This window comes from Microbacterium sp. NPDC080005 (assembly GCF_040702445.1).
In the GTDB taxonomy this organism is placed as follows: Bacteria; Actinomycetota; Actinomycetes; order Actinomycetales; family Microbacteriaceae; genus Microbacterium; species Microbacterium oleivorans_D.
In genome coordinates this window covers 120,808-139,439 of record NZ_JBFBLD010000004.1, presented here as the reverse complement: position 1 = coordinate 139,439, position 18,632 = coordinate 120,808, and the positions used below count along the sequence as shown (strand labels likewise).

At 68.9% G+C, this 18,632-nt stretch carries 20 protein-coding genes and 1 tRNA gene; 13 read left to right on the top strand and 8 right to left on the bottom strand.

The features are described from left to right. Nucleotides 1-2: 2 nt before the first annotated feature. The 8 genes from AB0259_RS15235 (at nt 3) to AB0259_RS15200 (ending at nt 8,303) form a co-directional block, all read left to right on the top strand. Nucleotides 3-899 (top strand): DUF4397 domain-containing protein, encoded by an 897-nt coding sequence (locus AB0259_RS15235; RefSeq protein ID WP_366235855.1) that lies wholly within the window; start codon nt 3-5, stop codon nt 897-899. Further along, a complete protein-coding gene (locus tag AB0259_RS15230; RefSeq protein ID WP_366223265.1) occupies nt 896-2,497 on the top strand; it encodes a class F sortase in 1,602 nt (533 codons plus the stop codon). Before AB0259_RS15235 ends, AB0259_RS15230 begins: the two co-directional genes overlap by 4 nt. A gap of 44 nt (nt 2,498-2,541) precedes the next feature. Next, nucleotides 2,542-3,324, top strand: coding sequence for a polyprenol monophosphomannose synthase (locus AB0259_RS15225; RefSeq protein ID WP_366223264.1), 783 nt, complete (start codon nt 2,542-2,544; stop codon nt 3,322-3,324). 297 nt (nt 3,325-3,621) lie between these two features. Then, nucleotides 3,622-4,692, top strand: coding sequence for an acyl-CoA dehydrogenase family protein (locus AB0259_RS15220; RefSeq protein WP_366223263.1), 1,071 nt, complete (start codon nt 3,622-3,624; stop codon nt 4,690-4,692). A 74-nt stretch (nt 4,693-4,766) separates the two neighbouring features. Then, nucleotides 4,767-6,038, top strand: coding sequence for a PIG-L family deacetylase (locus tag AB0259_RS15215; RefSeq protein ID WP_366223262.1), 1,272 nt, complete (start codon nt 4,767-4,769; stop codon nt 6,036-6,038). After that, nucleotides 6,035-6,751: a glycosyltransferase gene (locus AB0259_RS15210; RefSeq protein ID WP_366223261.1), complete on the top strand. Its 717-nt coding sequence runs from the start codon at nt 6,035-6,037 to the stop codon at nt 6,749-6,751. The genes AB0259_RS15215 and AB0259_RS15210 overlap by 4 nt, the downstream gene beginning before the upstream one ends. Before the next feature lie 106 nt (nt 6,752-6,857). After that, nucleotides 6,858-7,808 (top strand): manganese catalase family protein, encoded by a 951-nt coding sequence (locus tag AB0259_RS15205; protein WP_366223260.1) that lies wholly within the window; start codon nt 6,858-6,860, stop codon nt 7,806-7,808. 96 nt (nt 7,809-7,904) lie between these two features. After that, nucleotides 7,905-8,303 carry a nuclear transport factor 2 family protein gene (locus AB0259_RS15200; RefSeq protein WP_366223259.1) on the top strand — a complete coding sequence of 133 codons (399 nt, stop codon included), beginning with the start codon at nt 7,905-7,907 and terminating at the stop codon, nt 8,301-8,303. Between the two features lie 36 nt (nt 8,304-8,339). Here AB0259_RS15200 and AB0259_RS15195 read toward each other — a convergent pair whose 3' ends face one another. Continuing rightward, complete coding sequence (locus tag AB0259_RS15195) at nt 8,340-8,924, bottom strand: 1-acyl-sn-glycerol-3-phosphate acyltransferase (RefSeq protein WP_366223258.1); 585 nt, start codon at nt 8,922-8,924, stop codon at nt 8,340-8,342. 235 nt (nt 8,925-9,159) lie between these two features. On the opposite strand from AB0259_RS15195, the gene AB0259_RS15190 reads away from it, so the two are divergent. Further along, nucleotides 9,160-9,654: a hypothetical protein gene (locus tag AB0259_RS15190; protein ID WP_366223293.1), complete on the top strand. Its 495-nt coding sequence runs from the start codon at nt 9,160-9,162 to the stop codon at nt 9,652-9,654. Between the two features lie 9 nt (nt 9,655-9,663). Here AB0259_RS15190 and AB0259_RS15185 read toward each other — a convergent pair. From AB0259_RS15185 to AB0259_RS15175, 3 genes are all read right to left on the bottom strand, one after another. Next, a tRNA-Lys gene (locus AB0259_RS15185) sits at nt 9,664-9,736 on the bottom strand. A gap of 39 nt (nt 9,737-9,775) precedes the next feature. After that, on the bottom strand, nt 9,776-9,952 hold the full coding sequence (locus tag AB0259_RS15180; RefSeq protein WP_366223257.1) for a hypothetical protein: 177 nt from the start codon (nt 9,950-9,952) through the stop codon (nt 9,776-9,778). Nucleotides 9,953-10,067: 115 nt separating this feature from the next. Beyond that, complete coding sequence (locus tag AB0259_RS15175; protein ID WP_366223256.1) at nt 10,068-10,748, bottom strand: fasciclin domain-containing protein; 681 nt, start codon at nt 10,746-10,748, stop codon at nt 10,068-10,070. Nucleotides 10,749-10,964: 216 nt separating this feature from the next. Here AB0259_RS15175 and sigK point away from each other — a divergent pair, with 216 nt between their 5' ends. The 4 genes from sigK to AB0259_RS15155 all read left to right on the top strand — a co-directional run bounded on the left by sigK (nt 10,965) and on the right by AB0259_RS15155 (nt 14,278). Then, nucleotides 10,965-11,552, top strand: a complete 588-nt coding sequence (gene sigK / locus AB0259_RS15170) for an ECF RNA polymerase sigma factor SigK (protein ID WP_366223255.1) — start codon at nt 10,965-10,967, stop codon at nt 11,550-11,552. After that, on the top strand, nt 11,549-12,400 hold the full coding sequence (locus tag AB0259_RS15165) for an anti-sigma factor (RefSeq protein WP_366223254.1): 852 nt from the start codon (nt 11,549-11,551) through the stop codon (nt 12,398-12,400). Before sigK ends, AB0259_RS15165 begins: the two co-directional genes overlap by 4 nt. A gap of 44 nt (nt 12,401-12,444) precedes the next feature. Beyond that, entirely contained in the window at nt 12,445-13,083 is a 639-nt protein-coding gene (locus tag AB0259_RS15160; protein ID WP_366223253.1) for a DNA-directed RNA polymerase subunit beta, read from the top strand. Between the two features lie 310 nt (nt 13,084-13,393). Continuing rightward, nucleotides 13,394-14,278: an aminodeoxychorismate lyase gene (locus tag AB0259_RS15155; RefSeq protein ID WP_366223252.1), complete on the top strand. Its 885-nt coding sequence runs from the start codon at nt 13,394-13,396 to the stop codon at nt 14,276-14,278. A 232-nt stretch (nt 14,279-14,510) separates the two neighbouring features. Here the strand turns inward: AB0259_RS15155 and AB0259_RS15150 are convergent, their stop codons facing one another. The 4 genes from AB0259_RS15150 to pstC form a co-directional block, all read right to left on the bottom strand. Further along, a complete protein-coding gene (locus tag AB0259_RS15150; protein ID WP_366223251.1) occupies nt 14,511-15,323 on the bottom strand; it encodes a DUF559 domain-containing protein in 813 nt (270 codons plus the stop codon). A 430-nt stretch (nt 15,324-15,753) separates the two neighbouring features. Next, entirely contained in the window at nt 15,754-16,533 is a 780-nt protein-coding gene (gene pstB, locus AB0259_RS15145; protein ID WP_251582391.1) for a phosphate ABC transporter ATP-binding protein PstB, read from the bottom strand. A 29-nt stretch (nt 16,534-16,562) separates the two neighbouring features. Continuing rightward, nucleotides 16,563-17,657, bottom strand: a complete 1,095-nt coding sequence (gene pstA, locus AB0259_RS15140; protein ID WP_251582393.1) for a phosphate ABC transporter permease PstA — start codon at nt 17,655-17,657, stop codon at nt 16,563-16,565. Continuing rightward, the gene (gene pstC / locus AB0259_RS15135) at nt 17,657-18,619 is read right to left on the bottom strand and encodes a phosphate ABC transporter permease subunit PstC (protein WP_251582395.1); all 963 of its coding nucleotides are present in this window, start codon (nt 18,617-18,619) and stop codon (nt 17,657-17,659) included. Before pstC ends, pstA begins: the two co-directional genes overlap by 1 nt. Between the last annotated feature and the right edge of the window lie 13 nt (nt 18,620-18,632).

The following is an 18,632-nucleotide window of genomic DNA, read 5'->3' as shown; positions in this document are numbered from 1 at the left end:
CCATGATCCGTAACACCTCTCCCTCCCCGGCGCCTCATGTCTCTCGGCGGGGCGCCAGAGGGCTTGCCCTCGCAGTCGCAGCCGTTGTCCCGTTCGCCATCGGTGTCGCGGTCGCCCCCGCCGCATCCGCCTCCACCGCCGAACCCGGCGGCTGGGCTCGGGTGGCACACCTCTCTCCCGACACGAAGGCCGTCGATGTTCAGCTGACCGCGCTCGCCGGCGGCGACGTCGTGTACGAGCTCGACGACGTCGCCTACGGCGCAGTGAGCGACTACATCCCGCTCGCCGAAGGCACGTACGTCGTTTCGATGGTGCCTTCGGATGCCGCCGACGACGCCGAGCCCGTGGTCCAGCAGTCCGTCGACGTGGCAGCCGGGGACCCCCTCACCGTCGCCGCGTACGGCCGAAACGCCGAGCTCGACACCGTGGTCTTCGAAGACGACCTCTCGGCACCCGCGAAGGGCGAAGCCCGGGTGCGCGTCATCCAGGCTTCGACCGTCGAACCGCTCGTGAGTGTCGACACGGCGGCCGGCCGACCCATCGCGAGTGACGTGCCGACAGGGTCCGCGACCGATTACGCGGCGGTGGCCGCCGGCGAGTGGGACCTCGAACTCGCGGGCGTCGATGACGTCTCGTCCGCCGGCGTCGATCTCCCCGCGGGTTCGGTCTCGACGATCTTCGTGCTCGACACCGCGTCCGGTGCGCTGACGGCGAAGGCCGTCACCGACTCGGCGACCCTCGCCGACATGCCGGTCGGCGGCATCGAGACCGGTGGAGGCGGCACGGCCGGTGACGGGGAGGCACCGGTCGGCCTCTTCGTTGCCGGCGCGCTGCTCGTCGGCGCGGCCGGCGTGACGATGTACGCGCGTCGTCGTCGCACAGCCGGGACAGCCGGATGACACGGGCCGCCCGTGCGCTCGTGGTGACGTCGGCCGCGGCTGTCCTTGCGCTGGCGGTCACGGCGTGCTCGGGTCCTGAGGCGGACGCGCCGGCATCCCCCACGGAGGATGCCGCGACGACCGCCGACGCCTTCCTCGAGACGTACGTCGACGGTGGACGCGTCGCGCGTACCGATCAGGGTGGCGACACCGTCAGCGAAGGGCAGGCCTACGGCCTGCTGCTGGCGGTGGTCGCCGGCGACGAGCCGGTCTTCGATGAGATCTGGGACTGGACCACCACCAACCTCCAGCGGGAGGACGGTCTGCTCGCCTGGCGGTGGGACGACGGGGCCGTGGTCGATGACCAGCCCGCATCGGATGCCGACCTCGACGCCGCACGTGCGCTCGTCCTCGCGGGCGACGCGTTCGACCGCGACGATCTCCGCGCCGACGGTGTGGACCTCGGCACGGCGCTCCTCGACGAGATGACGGCATCCACCGCACTCGGCAGGATCCTGCTGCCCGGGCCGTGGGCTACGGCGTCGCCCCATGCCTATAACCCCTCGTACGCGTCGCCGGCAGCCTTCGCCGTGCTGTCCGAGGCATCGGGCGACCCTCGGTGGGACGAGCTCGCCGAGGGCAGTCGAGCAGCGACCGAAGCGCTGCTCGATGCGAACGCGCTACCGACGAACTGGGCCACCGTCGCGACAAACGGTACGGTCGCGATCGCGGGCGCCGCAAACGGCGAGGGGGAGCCGGAGTACGGGTATGACGCCGCGCGCGCGTCGATCCGCTACGCCGAGTCGTGCGATCCGGAGGATGCGGCCATCGCTGCGCGCATCGCGTCGGCGCTCCCCGAGGATGAGGTTCTCCCCGCCGAGCTGGACTCGGGTGCCGGGGCTGTGACCAGCGACCAGCATCCTGTGGCGTATGCCGCGCGAGCCGCAGCATACGCGGCGGACGGGCGCGGCGGCGACGCGGAAGCCGATCTCGGCCGGATGACGGCGACCGCAGCGGAGGCGCCCACCTATTACGGCGACGCGTGGACGGCGCTCGCGGAGGCGATGCTGACGAACGACGCCCTCGCCGGCTGCCCGCCGCTCGCGGCATCCGAAGCGGATGCGGCGACCTCGAGTGCCGGAGCCCTACAGGATCCGGTGGCCGAGGAGGCGGTGTCGGCCGCCGTCCCGGAACACGTCTCGATTCCCGCCATCGGTGTGGAGTCTGACCTCATCGGGCTCGGCCGCGGGGCGGATGGGTGGATCGAGGCGCCCGCCGACTACAACGATGTCGGCTGGTACGAGGACGGTGTGGTGCCGGGAGACATCGGTCCAGCCGTGATTGCCGCGCATGTCGACTCACCGTGGGCGGCCGCCGTCTTCCATGACCTTGGAAAGCTGCAGCCGGGCGACACCGTGTCGGTCTCGCGCAGCGACGGCACAACGGCGGAGTTCGTCGTCACCGGCATCCAGAACGTCAAGAAGCACGACTTCCCCACCGCATCCATCTACGCACCGGTTCCGACTCCCGAGCTCCGGCTCGTGACCTGCGGGGGACCGATCAGCTCCGAGACGGGCCTGTACGAGGACAACGTCGTGGTCACCGCGGTCGCGGCCTGAGCCGCCGACAGCCGGCGATCCGTCAGACAACGAAAGGCATCGACATGACCAGCGCGCTCACCATCATCCCCACCTACAACGAGTCCGAGAACATCGAAAGCATCGTCGAGCGCGTCCTCGCCGTGGGCCGATCCGACGTTCTGATCGTCGACGACGCGTCGCCGGACGGCACGGGCGACATCGCCGATTGCCTTGCTGCCGCGAATGGCCGTGTGCACGTCCTGCATCGCACGGCGAAAGACGGCCTCGGGCGTGCCTATCTCGCAGGCTTCGCATGGGGTCGTCGGCGGGGTTACGACGTGCTGATCGAGATGGATGCTGATGGCTCGCACCAGCCGGAGTCTCTGCCGATCATGCTCGACGAGCTGGCCACGGCTGACATCGTGCTCGGCTCCCGGTGGGTGCCGGGCGGCCGCGTCGTGAACTGGCCGCTGCATCGCAAGGTGCTCAGCATCGGCGGCAACGTCTATGCCCGGCTTGCGCTCGGGATCGACGTGCGCGACGCTACGGGCGGATATCGCGCCTACCGCGCGAGCGCACTCGATCGCATCGGGTTGGACGGTGTCGCATCGCAGGGCTACTGCTTCCAGCTCGACCTGCTGTGGCGCGGGCTGGAACGCGAGCTGCGCGTCGTCGAGGTCCCCATCACCTTCATGGAGCGGGAGCTCGGCGTGAGCAAGATGAGCGGCAACATCGTTCGCGAGTCGCTCGTCATGGTGACGATGTGGGGGATACGCCGTCGTCTGAGCGCAGTCCGTGAATTGGTGCTGCATCACCGTCGTCTGCCGTCCGTGCGTGCGAACACCCGGCGGCTCGCCCCGTCGTGACCGGTCTCGAACGCGGGAATCGGTCGATTCGGGTTGAGCCGGCGGTCGCGCCCCGCCGTGATCGTGCCGCGGCCTCGAAGTACACGGTCGAGTACTCGCCGTGTCGTCGTCGAGGTGACGCGTCACGCCCGAGAGTCGAATGCGATCAGGTAGTTCAGCCCTGTCGTCTGCACTTATCGAGATAGCGGCCGCGGCTCAGCGCGGCGATCGCGAACAGTTTCGGGGAGCCCGTACCCGAGTCACCGGCGGAACCGCAAGGCTCTGCCTTTCAGCTCGGGTCACGCGCACACTCCACGTGTGAACCTCGCGCACGATGCCTCCTCTTCGGCCCGCCTGAGTGACGGACCGTTCGAGAGTGCGACGGCCGCTGTGCTCGACGAGGCCGACCTCATCAACGGGTTCGGGGTGGACGTTGCAGCAACACTCGCATGGGCGGTTGGTGCGGGGGCCGCGCGAGGCGACGGGCGTTCGCTCGCCGACGACTGGTCATTCCTCGCCGCGGTTGCGAGCCGGGATGTCGGTGCGGCGCGCATCCTTGAACCCCACCTCGACGCGCTCGACATCCTCGACCAATCCCGACGCGACGGCTACGAGATCGATCTCGCGTCGATCCAGGCGGACGTCGAATCCTCGTGGGGAGTGTTCGCCGCCGAAGGCGCCGGGACTCGGCTGGAGGCTGACGCCAACGGCTCTGGGTGGCGGCTGACGGGAACGAAGCCGTGGTGTTCGCTCGCGCAGCACCTGAGCCACGCACTCGTCACGGCTTGGGTCGGCGACGAGCGTCGTCTTTTCGCCGTGGCTCTGCAGCGCCTCGAAGTGTCACCGCACACGGGACCGTGGCACGCACGGGGACTGCATCAGGTTGTGAGCGCGCCGGTGGACTTCGCCGCGGCTCCGGCCGTGCCCGTCGGTGAACCGGGCTGGTACCTGCGTCGCCCCGGCTTCGCGGCAGGCGGCATCGGAGTGGCGGCGTGCTGGTGGGGTGGTGCTCTGCCGATCCGCGACGCTCTGATCCACGCGGCACGGCGCGAGGGTGCAGATCAGCTGTCGCGCGTGCACCTGGCTCGAGTGGATGCCGCGCTCTGGACGGCGAGGCTCGCCCTGCGATCGGCGGCGCACCAGACGGAAGGGCTGCCGGTGGCATCCCACCCCGGCACCTCCGCCGCCCGCGTCCGGACGATCGTCGCCGGCGCGGTCGAGACGACGCTCGCCGAGTCCGCTCGAGCTCTCGGACCGCTGCCCCTCGTGGCGGACGAGACTCACGCTCGCCGCGTGGCCGACCTCGAGATCTACCTGCGACAGCACCACGGCGAACGCGACCTGGCGCGCATCGGCGCCGACATCACGGAAGGGCTGGGTGCATGGTGAGCTTCAGCCACCGAGATCCGGGAACGGACGAAGCGGTGTGGCGGAAAGCGTTCCTAGGCCGGGAGCTGCCGTCGTTGGATGAGACGTTCGAGCGCCTCGTCGTCGTCGCGGCCCACCCCGACGACGAAACCCTCGGCGTCGCGGGACTCATGGCCCGCACCGTCAGTCGTGGCGCGAGCGTCACCGTTCTCATCGCGACCGACGGCGAGGGCTCTCATCCGGACTCGCCGTCGCACACCCCCGTCGATCTGGCCGCGGTGCGACGGCGCGAGGTCGCCGCAGCGCTCGATCAACTGAGCCCGTCGATCGACGTGCAGTTCCTCGCCCTCCCGGACGGCGGCACGGACGACCATCGCGACGCGATCGCGGAGGCGCTCCGCGCGCTGCTGCAGGGACAGGGAGCGCATCTCGTCGTGGTGCCCTGGTCAGGCGACAGTCACCGCGATCATCGCGTCGCTGCGGAAGTGACGGCCGAGGTGTGCGCGGACCTCGGGGTCCCGTGGCGGGAGTATCCGATCTGGCTCTGGCACTGGGGGTCGACGGAGGACGTACCCTGGGGTGACCTCGAGGTGGTTCAGCTCGATGAGCCGACGGTGGAGCTCAAACGCACCGCGATGCATCACCATCGCAGCCAGATCGCCCCGCTGTCGTCGGCGCCGGGGGATGAGGTGATGCTCCACGAGGGGATGCAGGCGCACTTTGACCGGCCGCTCGAGGTCCTCATCCGCCCTGCTGGTCGCAGTCTGGCGGAGAGCTTCTTCGAGGATTTCTATCGTCGCAACGGGGACGACCCGTGGGGTTTCGAGTCGCGCTGGTACGAGCAGCGTAAGCGCACGATCACTCTGGCCAGCGTGCCTCGCGAACGGTACGCCTCGGCCCTCGAACTGGGCTGCTCGACCGGCGTTGTGACGGAGCTCCTCGCCGATCGGTGCGACGCCGTGCTGGCAGTCGATATCGCGGACGCGCCGCTCGCGATCGCACGCCGTCGCCTCGGCGATCGCGAGCACGTTCGCCTCGAGCGTCTCGCGCTCCCGGGGGAGTGGCCCGTCGGCACCTTCGACCTCGTCGTGTTGTCGGAGGTCGGCTACTACTGGAGCGCTGCGGACCTGACCCGCGTCGTCGACCTGATTCGGAATGCGATGGATGCCGGTGGCCACCTGGTCGCGTGCCACTGGCGGCATCCGGTCGCGGAGTATCCGCAGTCCGGAGACGATGTGCACGCGGCACTTCGCGCGGCCGAGGGTCTCGTCCGACTCGTGCTGCACGAGGAGGAGGACTTCGTGCTCGAGGTCTATGGACTCGCGGGCGCCCGCTCGGTCGCCGCCGAGACGGGGCTCATCGCATGACAGCGGGCGGTACCCCAGCGGTGGCGATCGTCGTCCCGGTGCACAACGAAGCCGAACTCCTCGACGACTGCCTCGCCGCACTCACCGCTGCTATCGAGCACACCCGACGGACGCATCGGGGAGTGCAGATCTCGACGGTTGTCGTCCTCGACGCGTGCGCGGATGCCTCGGCCCGGATCGCGCGGTCGTGGCCGGTGCGAACCATCGACATCGACGCGCGGAACGTGGGGACGGCTCGACGCCTCGGCGTGGCCGCGGCCGTCGCTGAACTGGGTTCCCCGCCCGCCGACGTGTGGATCAGCACCACGGACGGAGACTCGGTCGTTCCTGTCACCTGGCTCAGCCACCAACTTGACCTCCGCGCGGCGGGTGCCGATGTCGTGCTCGGCACCGTTCGGCCGGACTTCGCCGACCTCACACTCGAGCACGCGGAGCACTGGCTGCACACGCATCCGCGTGGCCGTCCGGCCGGCAACGTTCACGGCGCCAATCTCGGCCTGCGTGCCGGCGTGTACCTCGCGGCGGGAGGGTTCGCCGACCTCGAGCAGCACGAGGACGTCGCGCTCGTCCGTGCTGCGCGAGCCCAGGGTGCCCGTGCTGTCGCGACGGACGAGAACGAGGTGGTCACATCCGGCCGATTCTTGGGGCGGACGCCCGGAGGGTATGCCGCATTCGTCCGCGCGACTCACGAACGAATCGCCGGGGCCGGCTGAATCGTCTCAGGGGTCGGAAGGTAGTCGGTGGCGTCCGCATCGGCAAGGGGCGCGGTGGGACGGGGAGACCAGCGGATCGTCGGGATCCCCAACCCCCGGAGGAACCATGTACTTCCACGTTCAAGAGTTCATCAACGAGATCGCACAGGACGAGCCGGATCCCGCGGCCGCCAACGCACTGCAGGAGGGTCTCGGCGGACAGTTCGGTGAGATGCGCACGATGATGCAGTACTTGTTCCAGAGCATCAATTTCCGCGGTCCGTCGGGCAAGCCCTACAAGGACCTCATCCAGGGCATCGGCACCGAGGAGATCAGTCACGTCGAGCTCATCGGCACGACCATCTCTCGTCTGTTGGATGGGTCACCGAGGTACAAGGGAAAGCCGTCAGACCCTGTCGACGAGCCCGGCGCGGGTGGTGCGACGCCGCTCAGCATCGCCGTTGATCACAGCAACATCCACCACTATCTGGTCGGTGCGCAGGGTGCGCTCCCGGTGGATTCCGCCGGCAATCCCTGGATGGGCAGCTACGTCTACAACTCCGGCAACCTCGTGCTCGATCTGCTGTACAACCTGATGCTGGAGTCGACGGGTCGACTGCAGAAGTGCCGGCTGTACGAGATGACGGACAACAAGATGGCGCGAAGCACGATCTCGTACCTCATCGTGCGAGACCAGGCGCACGAGAACGCGTACGCGAAGGCTCTCGAGACCCTCGGAGTGAATTGGCGTACGTCGCTTCCGATCCCGAAGACGAACGCCGAGCAGTTCCCCGAGGTCAAGCGTCTCGTCGACCTGGGGCTGCAGAGCAAGCAGTATTCGTTCGATTTGGGCAATCAGTCCGAAGCCGGTCGCATCTTCCAGGGTGCGTCGCCGTCAAACGATGGCACCGACTTGGATGCGAGTGAGCAGGCGCCCGTGGGATCGCCGATGACCATCTCGCCCGAGCGACCCGAGGAGTTCTCGCCCGGCGCGGACAAGGACCTCCGTGCGCTCATCGAGGCGACCGCGGCGATGGAGATGGCCGACATCGACGCCACGTTCGGACGCATGAAGTAACCGGAGGATGCGGCGGCCCCGACCCTGTTCTGCGGGGTCGGGGTTCAGTGGGTGGAGCACCTTGCGCTCGCCGCACCCGTCAGCGAGCCTGAGTCCATGTGGGATCGCGAGACAGCGGCGGCAGCCGCCAACGAGTGGATCGGCCGATACGTCCGCGCGTGGGAGACCAACGACCCGGACGACATCCGGTCGCTGTTCACGCCGGAGGCGGAGTATCGCGATGGCCCGTCGACGACCCCCTGGATCGGTCACGATGCGATCCTCGCAGGTTGGCTCGGGCAGAAGGACTACCCCGGCACATGGTCGTTCGAGTATGAGCTCACCGCGGTCGACGGGGACATCGCGATCATTCGCGGTCGAACCAGCTACCCGAGTTCGACGACGAAGAGTCGGCAGTACGACAACCTCATGGTCATTCGTTTGGCGGATGACGGTCGGGCGAGCTCGTTCACCGATTGGTTCGTGACACCGGACACCACGGGGACAGAGGGTTAAGGACGTGCCGGGGCCGAACGCCGCTCCGCGGTGGGTTCAGCCGCGACGAGGCAGCGGATCGCCTTCGTCGCGCAAGCGAGGCTCGACGCGTCGCGCGGGACGCAGCCCCGACTTGTCGCAGTAGAACGCACGGATGGCATCCATGTCCGCGCCGACGTCGCCGGTGAGGGTGAGAGTCGGTCCCAGTCCGGTCGTCATGGTGGTGCGATCCACGTACCCGAGCGTGACGGGAAGGCCGGCCTCGCGGGCGATGCGGTAGAAGCCCGACTTCCAGTGTCCGACGCCGCCGCGCGTGCCTTCGGGCGTCACGACGAGGCCGAAGACCTCGCCCTCGCGGATGCGACGGACGAGAGTGTCGACCACTCCGGCGGGGTTCGCTCTGTCGACAGGGATGCCGCCGATCGAGCGCATCAGCGGGCCGCGCCAGCCGCGGAAGAGGCTTTCCTTGCCCAACCAGCGGAACCGCATCCTCAGGCGCCAGGCGATCGCCAGCATGAGCACGAAGTCCCAGTTGGAGGTGTGCGGCGCCCCCAGGACGACGGTGGGGCGAGGCGGCGCGGGCTCGGTCGCGAGCGTCCATCGGCTGAACGTCCAGTAGGCCCGGGCGAGGAGGCGGAGCATTCCGCAACCGTAACGCTCGCGTGTGCTCCCCGGACCCGAGGGGCGCCGGGTCAGCTCTCAGGTTCCAGAGGTATCCTGATACCGATAGGCGGACTTCTCATTCGTCTCGCCCCGGCTGTGTGGTAACAGTCGGGGCTTTCTTGTTGCGCGGGCGGGCCGCTGCACCCTTGGCCGATTCTGCTTCGCAGGTAACGTGGCCCGCATGAGCCGACGTCGGGTGTGGACTGCCGCTGTGATGCTCGCCGCGCCGACGTTGCTCGCGGGGTGTGTCTTCACGACCGATCTGGACGATGACCCGACCACGACTCCGCCGGCCGTGACGCCTTCTCCCGTCCCGTCCGTTTCCAGCCCTCCCGCGACGGTCGATGGCGATTACGCCGTGCCCGCCGTCGCTGACGACGAGCTCTCGCGGATCACATTCGTCGCCGAGGGGGCCAACGGCATCTCCGAGGGAGAGGCGACCGTCTCGGGTGTGGTGGAGGCCGGCGAGCGGTACGTGATCGACTTCGATTGCAGTCCGTCGACTGCGCGAGTGACGCTCGAATGGGCCCCGGCCCCCGCCCCAGGCGAGGAGCCGGCCAATCCCGTGGGGCCGACGTCCGTCACCCAGGATTGTGGTGCGCCCGGCCAGATCGAGGGGATCGCCTATGACGCGGACACCCCCGTGCAACTCAAGATGTTCGCGCACGAATTGAATGCGGGCTGGGCCGTCCTCCGCCCCGGCGGATGACAGCAGAGGTGGGCCCCGTGGGGCTCGAACCCACGACCCGCGGATTAAAAGTCCGATGCTCTACCGACTGAGCTAGAGGCCCTCAGCGTCCCAGCCTAATGGGGGAGCGGCGCGGCATCCGTCACTCGGCGCTCTTCGCACTGCCGAAGATGATGCCGAGCATCATCCCGAACGACAGGCCGAAGCCGACGCCGAGCCCGATGTTGTCGAGGAAGAGCAACCCGACGATCACGCCCCCGAGCATCCCGAACGCGATCCAGAGGCCGAACGACATCCCGTTCATGTTCTTGTTCGCCATACCTCGACGCTAGGGAAGGCGCCGACCCGCGGCGTCCCCCGCACGAGGGAAAAAGAAGGCGGCGCCGCCGAAGCCCGCAGAGCTTCGACGACGCCGCCGGTCAAGAAGACCGTGATCACATCGGGGGCATCAGCACCGTGTCGATGAGGTAGACGGTCGCGTTGGCGGTCTGAACGCCACCGCAGATCACCATGGCCTCGTCGTTGACCATGAGCTCGTCGCCCGAGCCGGTGACCTCGAGGTCAGCGCCCTGAACGGTCGCGTGCGTGCCGACGATCTCGTCGGGCGCGATCTGGCCGGGGACCACGTGGTAGGTGAGGATCGACGTCAGCGTCTCGGAGTCCGTCTTGAGACCCTCGATGGTCTCGGTCGGGATCTTGGCGAAGGCGTCGTCCACCGGAGCGAAGACGGTGAACTCGTCACCGTTCAGGGTGTCGACGAGGTTGACGTCGGGGTTCAGCTGGCCGCTGACAGCAGCGACGAGCGTCTTGAGCAGCGGGTTGTTCGACGCTGCGGTGGCCACCGGGTCCTGCGCCATGCCGGCGACCGAGCCGGCGCCGTCCGGAACAGCAGCGGCGTAGTCCGCGCAGCCGGGGCCGACGAGGTTGGCGGCGGGGTCCATCGTGTCCTCGGTCATCTCGGGCGAGGGCGACTCCATCGGAGCCTGCGACGACTCGGTGCCCTCGCTGCTGGTGCCGCCCTCGGGAGCGGAGCTCGACGAGCACCCGGCGAGAGCGAACGCACCGACCAGCGTCAGAGAGAGTGCTGCGGTCATCTTCTTCTTCGTGCTGAACATGTTGTCCTCCATGTGTTGGGACCGCCCTCTGCGGCGGCGATGTCTGGTCTTCGGAACCACTAGGCGAATGGATTGCACATTTCCCGAGATTCTTTTTCGCGGCTTCCGATGAAGCGGGTGCCGACGATCACGAAACGCTCTCGATTCCGCTGTTCGCCGGGGTTTCGCGCCCCGCCATCCGGGTTCCGCTACGCGGGAATGGCATGCTGGGGAGTAATGGTTATCGACGGTGTGGACGTCCCTGAGGACGGGCAGTCGGCGGATCACGCCGGCGATCTGCTCGTCCGCATCGCTGACGGCGACCAAGCGGCTTTCGCTGAGCTCTACGACATGCTGTCGTCGCGTGTGTTCGGCCTCATTCGACGCGTCCTCGTCGACCCGTCCCAGAGTGAGGAAGTGCTGCAAGAGGTCTTCCTCGAGGTGTGGCAATCCGCTTCCGGTTTCGCTCCGAACAAGGGGCAAGGAAGAAGCTGGATCCTGACGATGGCTCATCGTCGGGCCGTCGACCGGGTGCGCTCAGCTCAATCGAGCGTCGACCGGGATATGCGTGTCGGAGCCCGAGACGCTTACACACAAGAAGAAGGCATCGCCGAGCAGGTCGAGATGAAGATCGAAGGACGTCGTGTCGTGCGCGCACTCCGGTCTCTGCCCGACCCGCAGCGTGAGGCCCTGACCCTCGCGTACTTCGGGGGATACAGCCAAAGTGAGATTGCGACGCTCCTCGGAGCACCGCTGGGAACGATCAAGACACGCATGCGCGACGGACTGAACCGCCTACGACAGGAGATGGGGGTGACACTGTGAACGAGAAGGAGTTCGCTGAGCTTTCGGCAGGGCACGCGCTCGCTGCGCTGTCCCCGGAGGACGAGCGCGCGTACCACGAAGCGCTGGCCGCCCACCCCGAGTGGCAGGACCAGGTCGACCTCGACGCGCAGGTCGCCGGTTTCCTCGCCGAGGGTGCGGGCGAAGAGGCCCCGCCGGTGGAGATCCGTGCGCGACTGCTCGCGCAGATCAGTGGGATGCCGCAGCTCGGGGCGCCTGCTGTGGCCGCTGAGCGTGCGGGCGACGCTGAGCCCGCTGTCGCTGAGCCCGCTGTCGCCGAGCCCGCTGCCGCCGCCGAGCCTGCCGCCGAGGAGGAGCCTCGCGAGCACGTGGTCGCGGGACCGTCGACCGAGGCGATCCAGACCGTGGAGCGCCGAACCTGGACCCGTGGACTGTTCGCCCTCGTGGCTTCGGCCGCCCTGCTGGTCGGCGTCGGCTGGGGTGTCGGCTCGCTCGTCGAGCGCGCCCGCACGCCGATCGAGGTGCAGGCGCTCGAGCAGATCGAGTCCGCACCCGACGCGCAGACGGTCACCGGTCAGTTCGCCGACGGCGGCGAGGCCGTCCTGCACTGGTCTGATGAGCTCGACAAGGTCGTCCTCACCACCGACGACGCCCCCGAGATCCCTGCGGACCGCTCGTTCGAGCTGTGGTTCGTTCGCGGCGATCAGCCGATCTCGGCAGGGGTGTTCGACCCGTCCGACGAGGTCACCGCGCTGCTGTCTGGCGAGTTCGAGCCGGGTGATGTGGTCGCTGTGACGGTCGAGCAGAAGGGCGGATCGCCTGACGGTTCGCCCACCACCGACCCGATCATCACGATCCCCACCGCCTGACTCGCCGCGCTGCTCGGCGCTGCGGTGCGGGGTAGCCTGGAGCGATGTCTGACGCGTCCCGCGACTTCCACAAGCCGGTCCGCCGTTCCCCCGACTCGTTCGATCGAAACTTCGCCGCGGACGATCCCGCCGAGGCCAGCCGCGTGGCGCACGCCACGGCATCCGCTCTGCTCTCGCGCGTGCGCGAGGCGCCGCACGACGAGGTCATCGACCGGCTCGTGACCTTCACCGACGCGCACGGCATCGCGACCATCGCGGAGCTGTGGGCGCAGTCGCCGGCCCGGTCGCTGCCGGGCGCGCTGTGGCGGCTGTACCTGCTGCAGCTGATGATCCACGACGATCCCGCGACGTCCGCGCTGCTGTACGAGCGCGGCCGCACGCGCCTGTCGTCGGCCGATGTCGTCATCGCAGGCGCGCCGACGCCGGCCAGTCCCGACGAGCTCGTGTCGCTCATCGACCTGATCCTGCGAGGGGTCTTCGCGGGCGACTTCGCGCTCGCGCTCGAGCGTGCCGCGGCCTTCTCGCGCGTCGTCTCGGCGGGCGCGACCGATCTGGCCGACGACTACGACGAGAGCGAGCCGGGACGGGCGTCGCAGTTCACCACGCGGGCCCTGCGCCTCGACACGTACGCCGGGGATCTCACGGCGGCTGCGGCGCTGTGGCGCCGCGACGGCCTGACCTGAGCCCGGGTGCGAAAGTGCCGGGCCGCAGAACGCCTCTCGGCGCGTGGCCGCTCGCAGCGGCTGAAGATGGAGCCCGGGGTTACTGCGGCCCGGCTAAGACAGTGTAACGGAGGGGCTCCCGGGGTATTCCTCCTGGTCGGCGAATTCGCTGCGGCCGGGCGTGTCGGGGCGCGTGCGGGGGGCGCGTGCGCGGATGCAATGGATGCGCGGCGGCACGCGGCATCCGCGGGTCACCTGGCGGCGTGTCGCGCGGGATCTGTTGCATCCGCGAACGACGCCCGTGACGGATGCCGCCGCGTAGGCTCAACGCATGGCCTGGCGCTTCGCTCTGATGATCGACCCCGCGGCATCCGACGATGCGCGCACCGACTTCGCCGACACCTTTACCGAGGTGGATCCGTCGGCCCCCGCGCTCACCGTGGGCGAGCTGAGCACGCAGCGCGGTGACGGGATCTTCGAGTCGATCGGCGTCGTCGAGGGGCACGCGCAGGAGGTCGAGCCGCACCTCGAGCGTCTCGCGCACTCGGCGGAGATCTGCGAGCTGCCGGCGCCGAACCTGGCGCAGTGGCGCGAGGCGATCCAGCGCGCGCAGGCCGCGTCGGGGGAGGGTGAGGCGGTCATCAAGCTGATCCTGAGCCGGGGCGTCGAGCACGGCCCGACCCCGACCGCGTGGGTGACGGTGGCGCCGGCGGCGGACTTCACGACGCCGCGCACCGAGGGCATCGCGGTGGCGGTGCTCGACCGTGGGTACAGCATCGATCTGCCGGGGCGGGCGCCGTGGCTGCTGCTGGGGGCGAAGACGCTGTCGTACGCGGTGAACATGGCCGCGATCCGTGAGGCGAAGCGCCGTGGAGCCGACGACGCCGTCTTCGTGAGCTCCGACGGTTTCGTGCTCGAGGCGCCGACCGCGTCGCTGATCATCCGGCGGGGCGACACATTCGTGACGCCGGCGCCGAACGGCGGCATCCTGCACGGGACGACCCAGCTGAGCCTCTTCGAGCATCTCGCGGCGCAGGGATTCGAGACCGCCTACGAGACGCTGCCCGTGTCGGCCCTGTACGACGCGGATGCCGCCTGGCTCGTCTCGAGCGTGCGCCTGGCCGCCCCTATCATCGCCGTCGACGACCGCCCCCTCACCGTCGACGCCGAGCTCACCGCATCCTTCAACCAGTACCTGCTCAGCCCCCGCGACTGACCTGCCCGGGGTAGCCGTTCACGGATGCAAGGGATCGCGCCCGACGCACCGCCTTTCGCGCCGCGGATGCCGCGTGTCGCCTCGCATCCATTGCATCCGCGCACGCGCACGCCGCCTGACCGCGTCACCCCCCGAGCCCGTCAGCCGATGCAATGGATCGCGCGCGACACGCCGCCGATCCGGCCGGGGATGCCACGTGTCGCCCGGCATCCATTGCATCCGCATACGCGGATCAGGACGCGCGCGCGAGCGCCGCGAGGATCGCGCGCTCGACGAGGTCCCAGTCGTGCAGCACCATCGCGTAGTCGAACCGCAGGGTCGTGTAGCCCCACATCGCCGCGTTCGCGTCGCGGACGAGGTCCTTGTGCCGCAGCGACTCGCCGTCGTGGTTCTCCCGCCCGTCGACCTCGACGATGATCCGATCGCCGATCAGCGCATCGACGACGCCGACACCCGCGATGCGCACTTGGGTCCGCACCGTCAGGTCGAGGCCGCGCAGCCGCCACCGCAGGAGCGACTCGAGTCCGCTGTCGGCGTCATCACGACTGAGCGACATCGCCTCGCGGCCGGCTGAGTTGAGATTCTGCGCGAGCCATCGCATGTCGTCGCCGTCCAGCATCCGCTGCCGTCGCGCCGACTCGAAGGCGACGAAGAACGTCTCGACGCCGCGACACATCAGGATCTGTCGCAGCACACGCGCGAGCGACGGCTCGCGGCGCGACTCGCCCACCCCGGGAGCGTCCCAGTGCTCGGTGCACGCACAGTCCGCGTCGTAGGAGCGCCCGCCCGGCCGCATCCACACATGCGGAGACGCCTCGTCTCCCAGCACCCACAGCCCGCGGTGCCGCGCCGCCGCCACACACGCCATCGCCCCGCCGTGATGCGCGATCGCCACCGCCTCGGCGCACGCCTCCGGAGTCGCGAACACCCCGACCCGCACCCGCCGCAGCTCACCCGTCCGCAACGCGCGCTGCACCCGCCGCAGCGACCAGCCACCGTCGAGCAGCTGCCGCAGTCGGAGGATCGGATGCCGGAGCTCGCACATCCCCCGATCGTCGCCGCGCCGGTCGTCCCCGCATCCGGCAGGCCGGCAGATGGGGACAGCCCCCGAAACCCGCACCCCGGGGAGGAAGCCGCGCGCGGATGCAACAGATCCGCCGCGGCACCCCGCCTCAGACCGAGCGGATGCCGCGTGTCGCCCGGCATCCATTGCGTCCGCGCAGGCACCCCACCCGCGATAGCCGTCGCCCTCCTGCGGCGCCACTGTGCGCGGATGCAACAGATCCGCCGCGACACCCCGCCTCAGACCGAGCGGATGCCGCGTGTCGCCCGGCATCCATTGCATCCGCGCACGCACCCCACCCGCTAAGGCGAACAGCCCGCCCCCACCCCACAAAAAGGACGCGCCGGCACGGAACCCGAATCCGTGCCGGCGCGTGTGCGGCGTCGCTGGCCCCCCGGCCGCGACGCGCGTGTCATCCGAAGCGGCCCGAAACGTAGTCCTCGGTGGCCTGGACGGACGGCTTGGTGAAGATGGTGCCGGTCTCGTCGTACTCGATGAGCTTGCCGGGCTTGCCGGTGCCGGCGATGTTGAAGAACGCCGTCTTGTCCGAGACGCGCGACGCCTGCTGCATGTTGTGCGTAACGATGACGATCGTGTACTCGCTCTTGAGCTCCTGGATGAGCTCCTCGATCGCGAAGGTCGAGATCGGGTCGAGGGCCGAGCAGGGCTCGTCCATCAGCAGCACGTCGGGGGAGACGGCGATCGCGCGCGCGATGCACAGGCGCTGCTGCTGACCGCCCGACAGGCCCGAGCCGGGCTTCTCGAGCCGGTCCTTGACCTCGTTCCAGAGGTTCGCGCCGCGCAGCGACTTCTCGACGAGGGCGTCGGCGTCGGACTTCGAGATGCGCGAGTTGTTGAGCTTCACACCGGCCAGCACGTTGTCGCGGATCGACATCGTCGGGAACGGGTTCGGGCGCTGGAAGACCATGCCGATCTGCCGGCGCACGAGCACCGGGTCGACGCCCTGCCCGTAGAGGTCCTCGCCGTCGAGCAGGACCTCACCCTCGACGCGCGCGCCGGGGATGACCTCGTGCATGCGATTCAGCGTGCGCAGGAACGTGGACTTGCCGCATCCGGACGGGCCGATGAAGGCCGTCACGCTGCGGGGCTCGATGTCGAGGGACACGCCCTCCACGGCGAGGAAGTCGCTGTAGTAGACGTTCAGGTCGTTGACTTCGATGCTCTTGGACACTTCGGGTGCTTTCTGTCGGATGCCGCGGGTCAGCGGCCGAACTTGGGGGCGAACTTCTTCGCGACGAAGCGTGCGATGAGGTTCAGCGCCATGACGATGATGATGAGGGTGAGCGCGCCCGCCCAGGCGCGCTCCAGCGCCGCCGGGACGTTCGTGCCGGGGTTCTGGAACTGGTCGTAGACGAACACCGGCAGCGTCATCATCGGGCCGTCGAACGCGTCCATGTTGAGCGACTGGGTGAAGCCGGCTGTCAGCAGCAGCGGCGCGGTCTCGCCGATGACACGCGAGATCGACAGCATGATGCCGGTCGTGATGCCCGCGACGGATGTCGGGAGCACGACCTTGACGATCGTCAGCCACTTCGGCACGCCGAGGGCGTAGCTCGCCTCGCGCAGCTCGTTGGGCACCAGGCGCAGCATCTCCTCGCTGGAGCGCACGACGACCGGGATCATCAGCACCGAGAGGGCGAGCGAACCCATGAAGCCGGTGTTGAGCCCGGGCCCGTAGAGCAGCGCGCAGACGGCGACGATGAACAGACCCGCCACGATCGAGGGGATGCCGGTCATGACGTCGACGAAGAAGGTGATCGCCTTCGCCAGGCGTCCGCGGCCGTACTCGACGAGGTAGATCGAGGTCATGAGACCGATCGGCACCGAGATGAGCGCCGCCCACCCGGTGACGATGAGCGTGCCCCAGATCGCGTGGATGGCCCCGCCGCCCTCGCCGACGACGTTGCGCATCGAGTACGAGAAGAACATCGGGTCGAAGCGCGCGATGCCGTTGACGATGACCGTGAACAGCAGCGAGATGAGCGGCAGCAGCGCGATCGTGAAGGCGATCGAGACGAGCACCGTCGCGAGACGGTCGGCGGCCCGTCGGCGCGTCTCGACGACGCTCGAGAGGATCACGAGCACGATCGCGAACAGCACCACGCCGAGGAAGACGGCCGCCGCGATGTTGAAGTCCGCGACGTCGCCGCCACCGTTGATGATGGCGAAGAACACGCTCGACAGGGCGAGGGCACCGGCCAGCAGCACCCACGGCATCCACTTGGGCAGCTGACCCGCGGTGAGCGAATTGCCCACCGGCGTGGGGGTCGCGGAGCGGGTGAGAGTCGTCGTCATCAGTTCGCTCCAGAGAACTCGGCGCGACGGTTCACGATCCACCGCGCGAGCGCGTTGACGGCGAAGGTCACGAGGAAGAGGATGAGGCCCGTCGCGATGAGGACGTTGACGCCTTCGCCGTACGCCTCACCGAAGTTGAGGGCGATGTTCGCCGGGATCGGCGTCGGGTTGTTGGAGTTCAGCACCTGGAAGGTGACCGCGCCGGTGGCCGACAGCACCATCGTGACCGCCATCGTCTCGCCGAGCGCGCGGCCGAGCCCGAGCATCGCGCCCGAGACCATGCCGCCGCGGGCGAACGGGAAGACGGCCATGCGGATCATCTCCCAGCGCGTCGCACCGAGGGCCAGTGCCGCCTCCTCGTGGAGGACGGGCGTCTGCAGGAAGACCTCTCGCGTGATGGCCGTCATGATCGGCAGGATCATGACCGCGAGGACGAGAGATGCCGTGAGGATCGTGCGTCCGGTGGGCGACACGGCGCCGGCGAAGATCGGGATCCAGCCGAGGTTCTCGTTCAGCCAGAGGTAGAACGGCTGCAGGATCTGCGAGAAGACCAGGGCGCCCCACAAGCCGTAAACGACCGAGGGGATCGCGGCGAGCAGGTCGATGACGTAGCCGAGAGCCGACGCGAGTCGGCGCGGGGCGTAGTGGGAGATGAAGAGCGCGATCCCGATGGCGAGCGGCGTCGCGACGACGAGCGCGATGACGGACGCCCAGAGGGTGCCGAAGACGAAGGGCCAGACGTACTCCCAGAACGGCCTGCCGTTCAGGAACTGGGTCTCGTCGGGGTTCGCGGTGAAGGCAGGCACGCTCTCGACGATGAGGAACAGCGTCACCGCCGCGAGGACGATCAGGATGATGATGCCCGCGCCGAGCGCGGTGCTGGAGAAGACGAGGTCGCCGCGGCGTCGCATCTGTCGCCTCTGAGGCGCCTGGTCGGTGGCCAGGTCGGTGGTGGGGGGCATCGCAGTCCTCGGG

What these genes read in the sequence shown, in the direction of transcription:
- AB0259_RS15235 (WP_366235855.1), top strand. Translation starts at nt 3, where the DNA reads ATGATCCGTAACACCTCTCCCTCCCCGGCGCCTCATGTCTCTCGGCGG.
- AB0259_RS15230 (WP_366223265.1), top strand. Translation starts at nt 896, where the DNA reads ATGACACGGGCCGCCCGTGCGCTCGTGGTGACGTCGGCCGCGGCTGTC.
- AB0259_RS15225 (WP_366223264.1), top strand. Translation starts at nt 2,542, where the DNA reads ATGACCAGCGCGCTCACCATCATCCCCACCTACAACGAGTCCGAGAAC.
- AB0259_RS15210 (WP_366223261.1), top strand. Translation starts at nt 6,035, where the DNA reads ATGACAGCGGGCGGTACCCCAGCGGTGGCGATCGTCGTCCCGGTGCAC.
- AB0259_RS15205 (WP_366223260.1), top strand. Translation starts at nt 6,858, where the DNA reads ATGTACTTCCACGTTCAAGAGTTCATCAACGAGATCGCACAGGACGAG.
- AB0259_RS15200 (WP_366223259.1), top strand. Translation starts at nt 7,905, where the DNA reads ATGTGGGATCGCGAGACAGCGGCGGCAGCCGCCAACGAGTGGATCGGC.
- AB0259_RS15195 (WP_366223258.1), bottom strand. Translation starts at nt 8,924, where the DNA reads ATGCTCCGCCTCCTCGCCCGGGCCTACTGGACGTTCAGCCGATGGACG.
- AB0259_RS15190 (WP_366223293.1), top strand. Translation starts at nt 9,160, where the DNA reads ATGCTCGCCGCGCCGACGTTGCTCGCGGGGTGTGTCTTCACGACCGAT.
- AB0259_RS15180 (WP_366223257.1), bottom strand. Translation starts at nt 9,952, where the DNA reads ATGGCGAACAAGAACATGAACGGGATGTCGTTCGGCCTCTGGATCGCG.
- AB0259_RS15175 (WP_366223256.1), bottom strand. Translation starts at nt 10,748, where the DNA reads ATGTTCAGCACGAAGAAGAAGATGACCGCAGCACTCTCTCTGACGCTG.
- sigK (WP_366223255.1), top strand. Translation starts at nt 10,965, where the DNA reads ATGGTTATCGACGGTGTGGACGTCCCTGAGGACGGGCAGTCGGCGGAT.
- AB0259_RS15160 (WP_366223253.1), top strand. Translation starts at nt 12,445, where the DNA reads ATGTCTGACGCGTCCCGCGACTTCCACAAGCCGGTCCGCCGTTCCCCC.
- AB0259_RS15155 (WP_366223252.1), top strand. Translation starts at nt 13,394, where the DNA reads ATGGCCTGGCGCTTCGCTCTGATGATCGACCCCGCGGCATCCGACGAT.
- AB0259_RS15150 (WP_366223251.1), bottom strand. Translation starts at nt 15,323, where the DNA reads ATGTGCGAGCTCCGGCATCCGATCCTCCGACTGCGGCAGCTGCTCGAC.
- pstA (WP_251582393.1), bottom strand. Translation starts at nt 17,657, where the DNA reads ATGACGACGACTCTCACCCGCTCCGCGACCCCCACGCCGGTGGGCAAT.
- pstC (WP_251582395.1), bottom strand. Translation starts at nt 18,619, where the DNA reads ATGCCCCCCACCACCGACCTGGCCACCGACCAGGCGCCTCAGAGGCGA.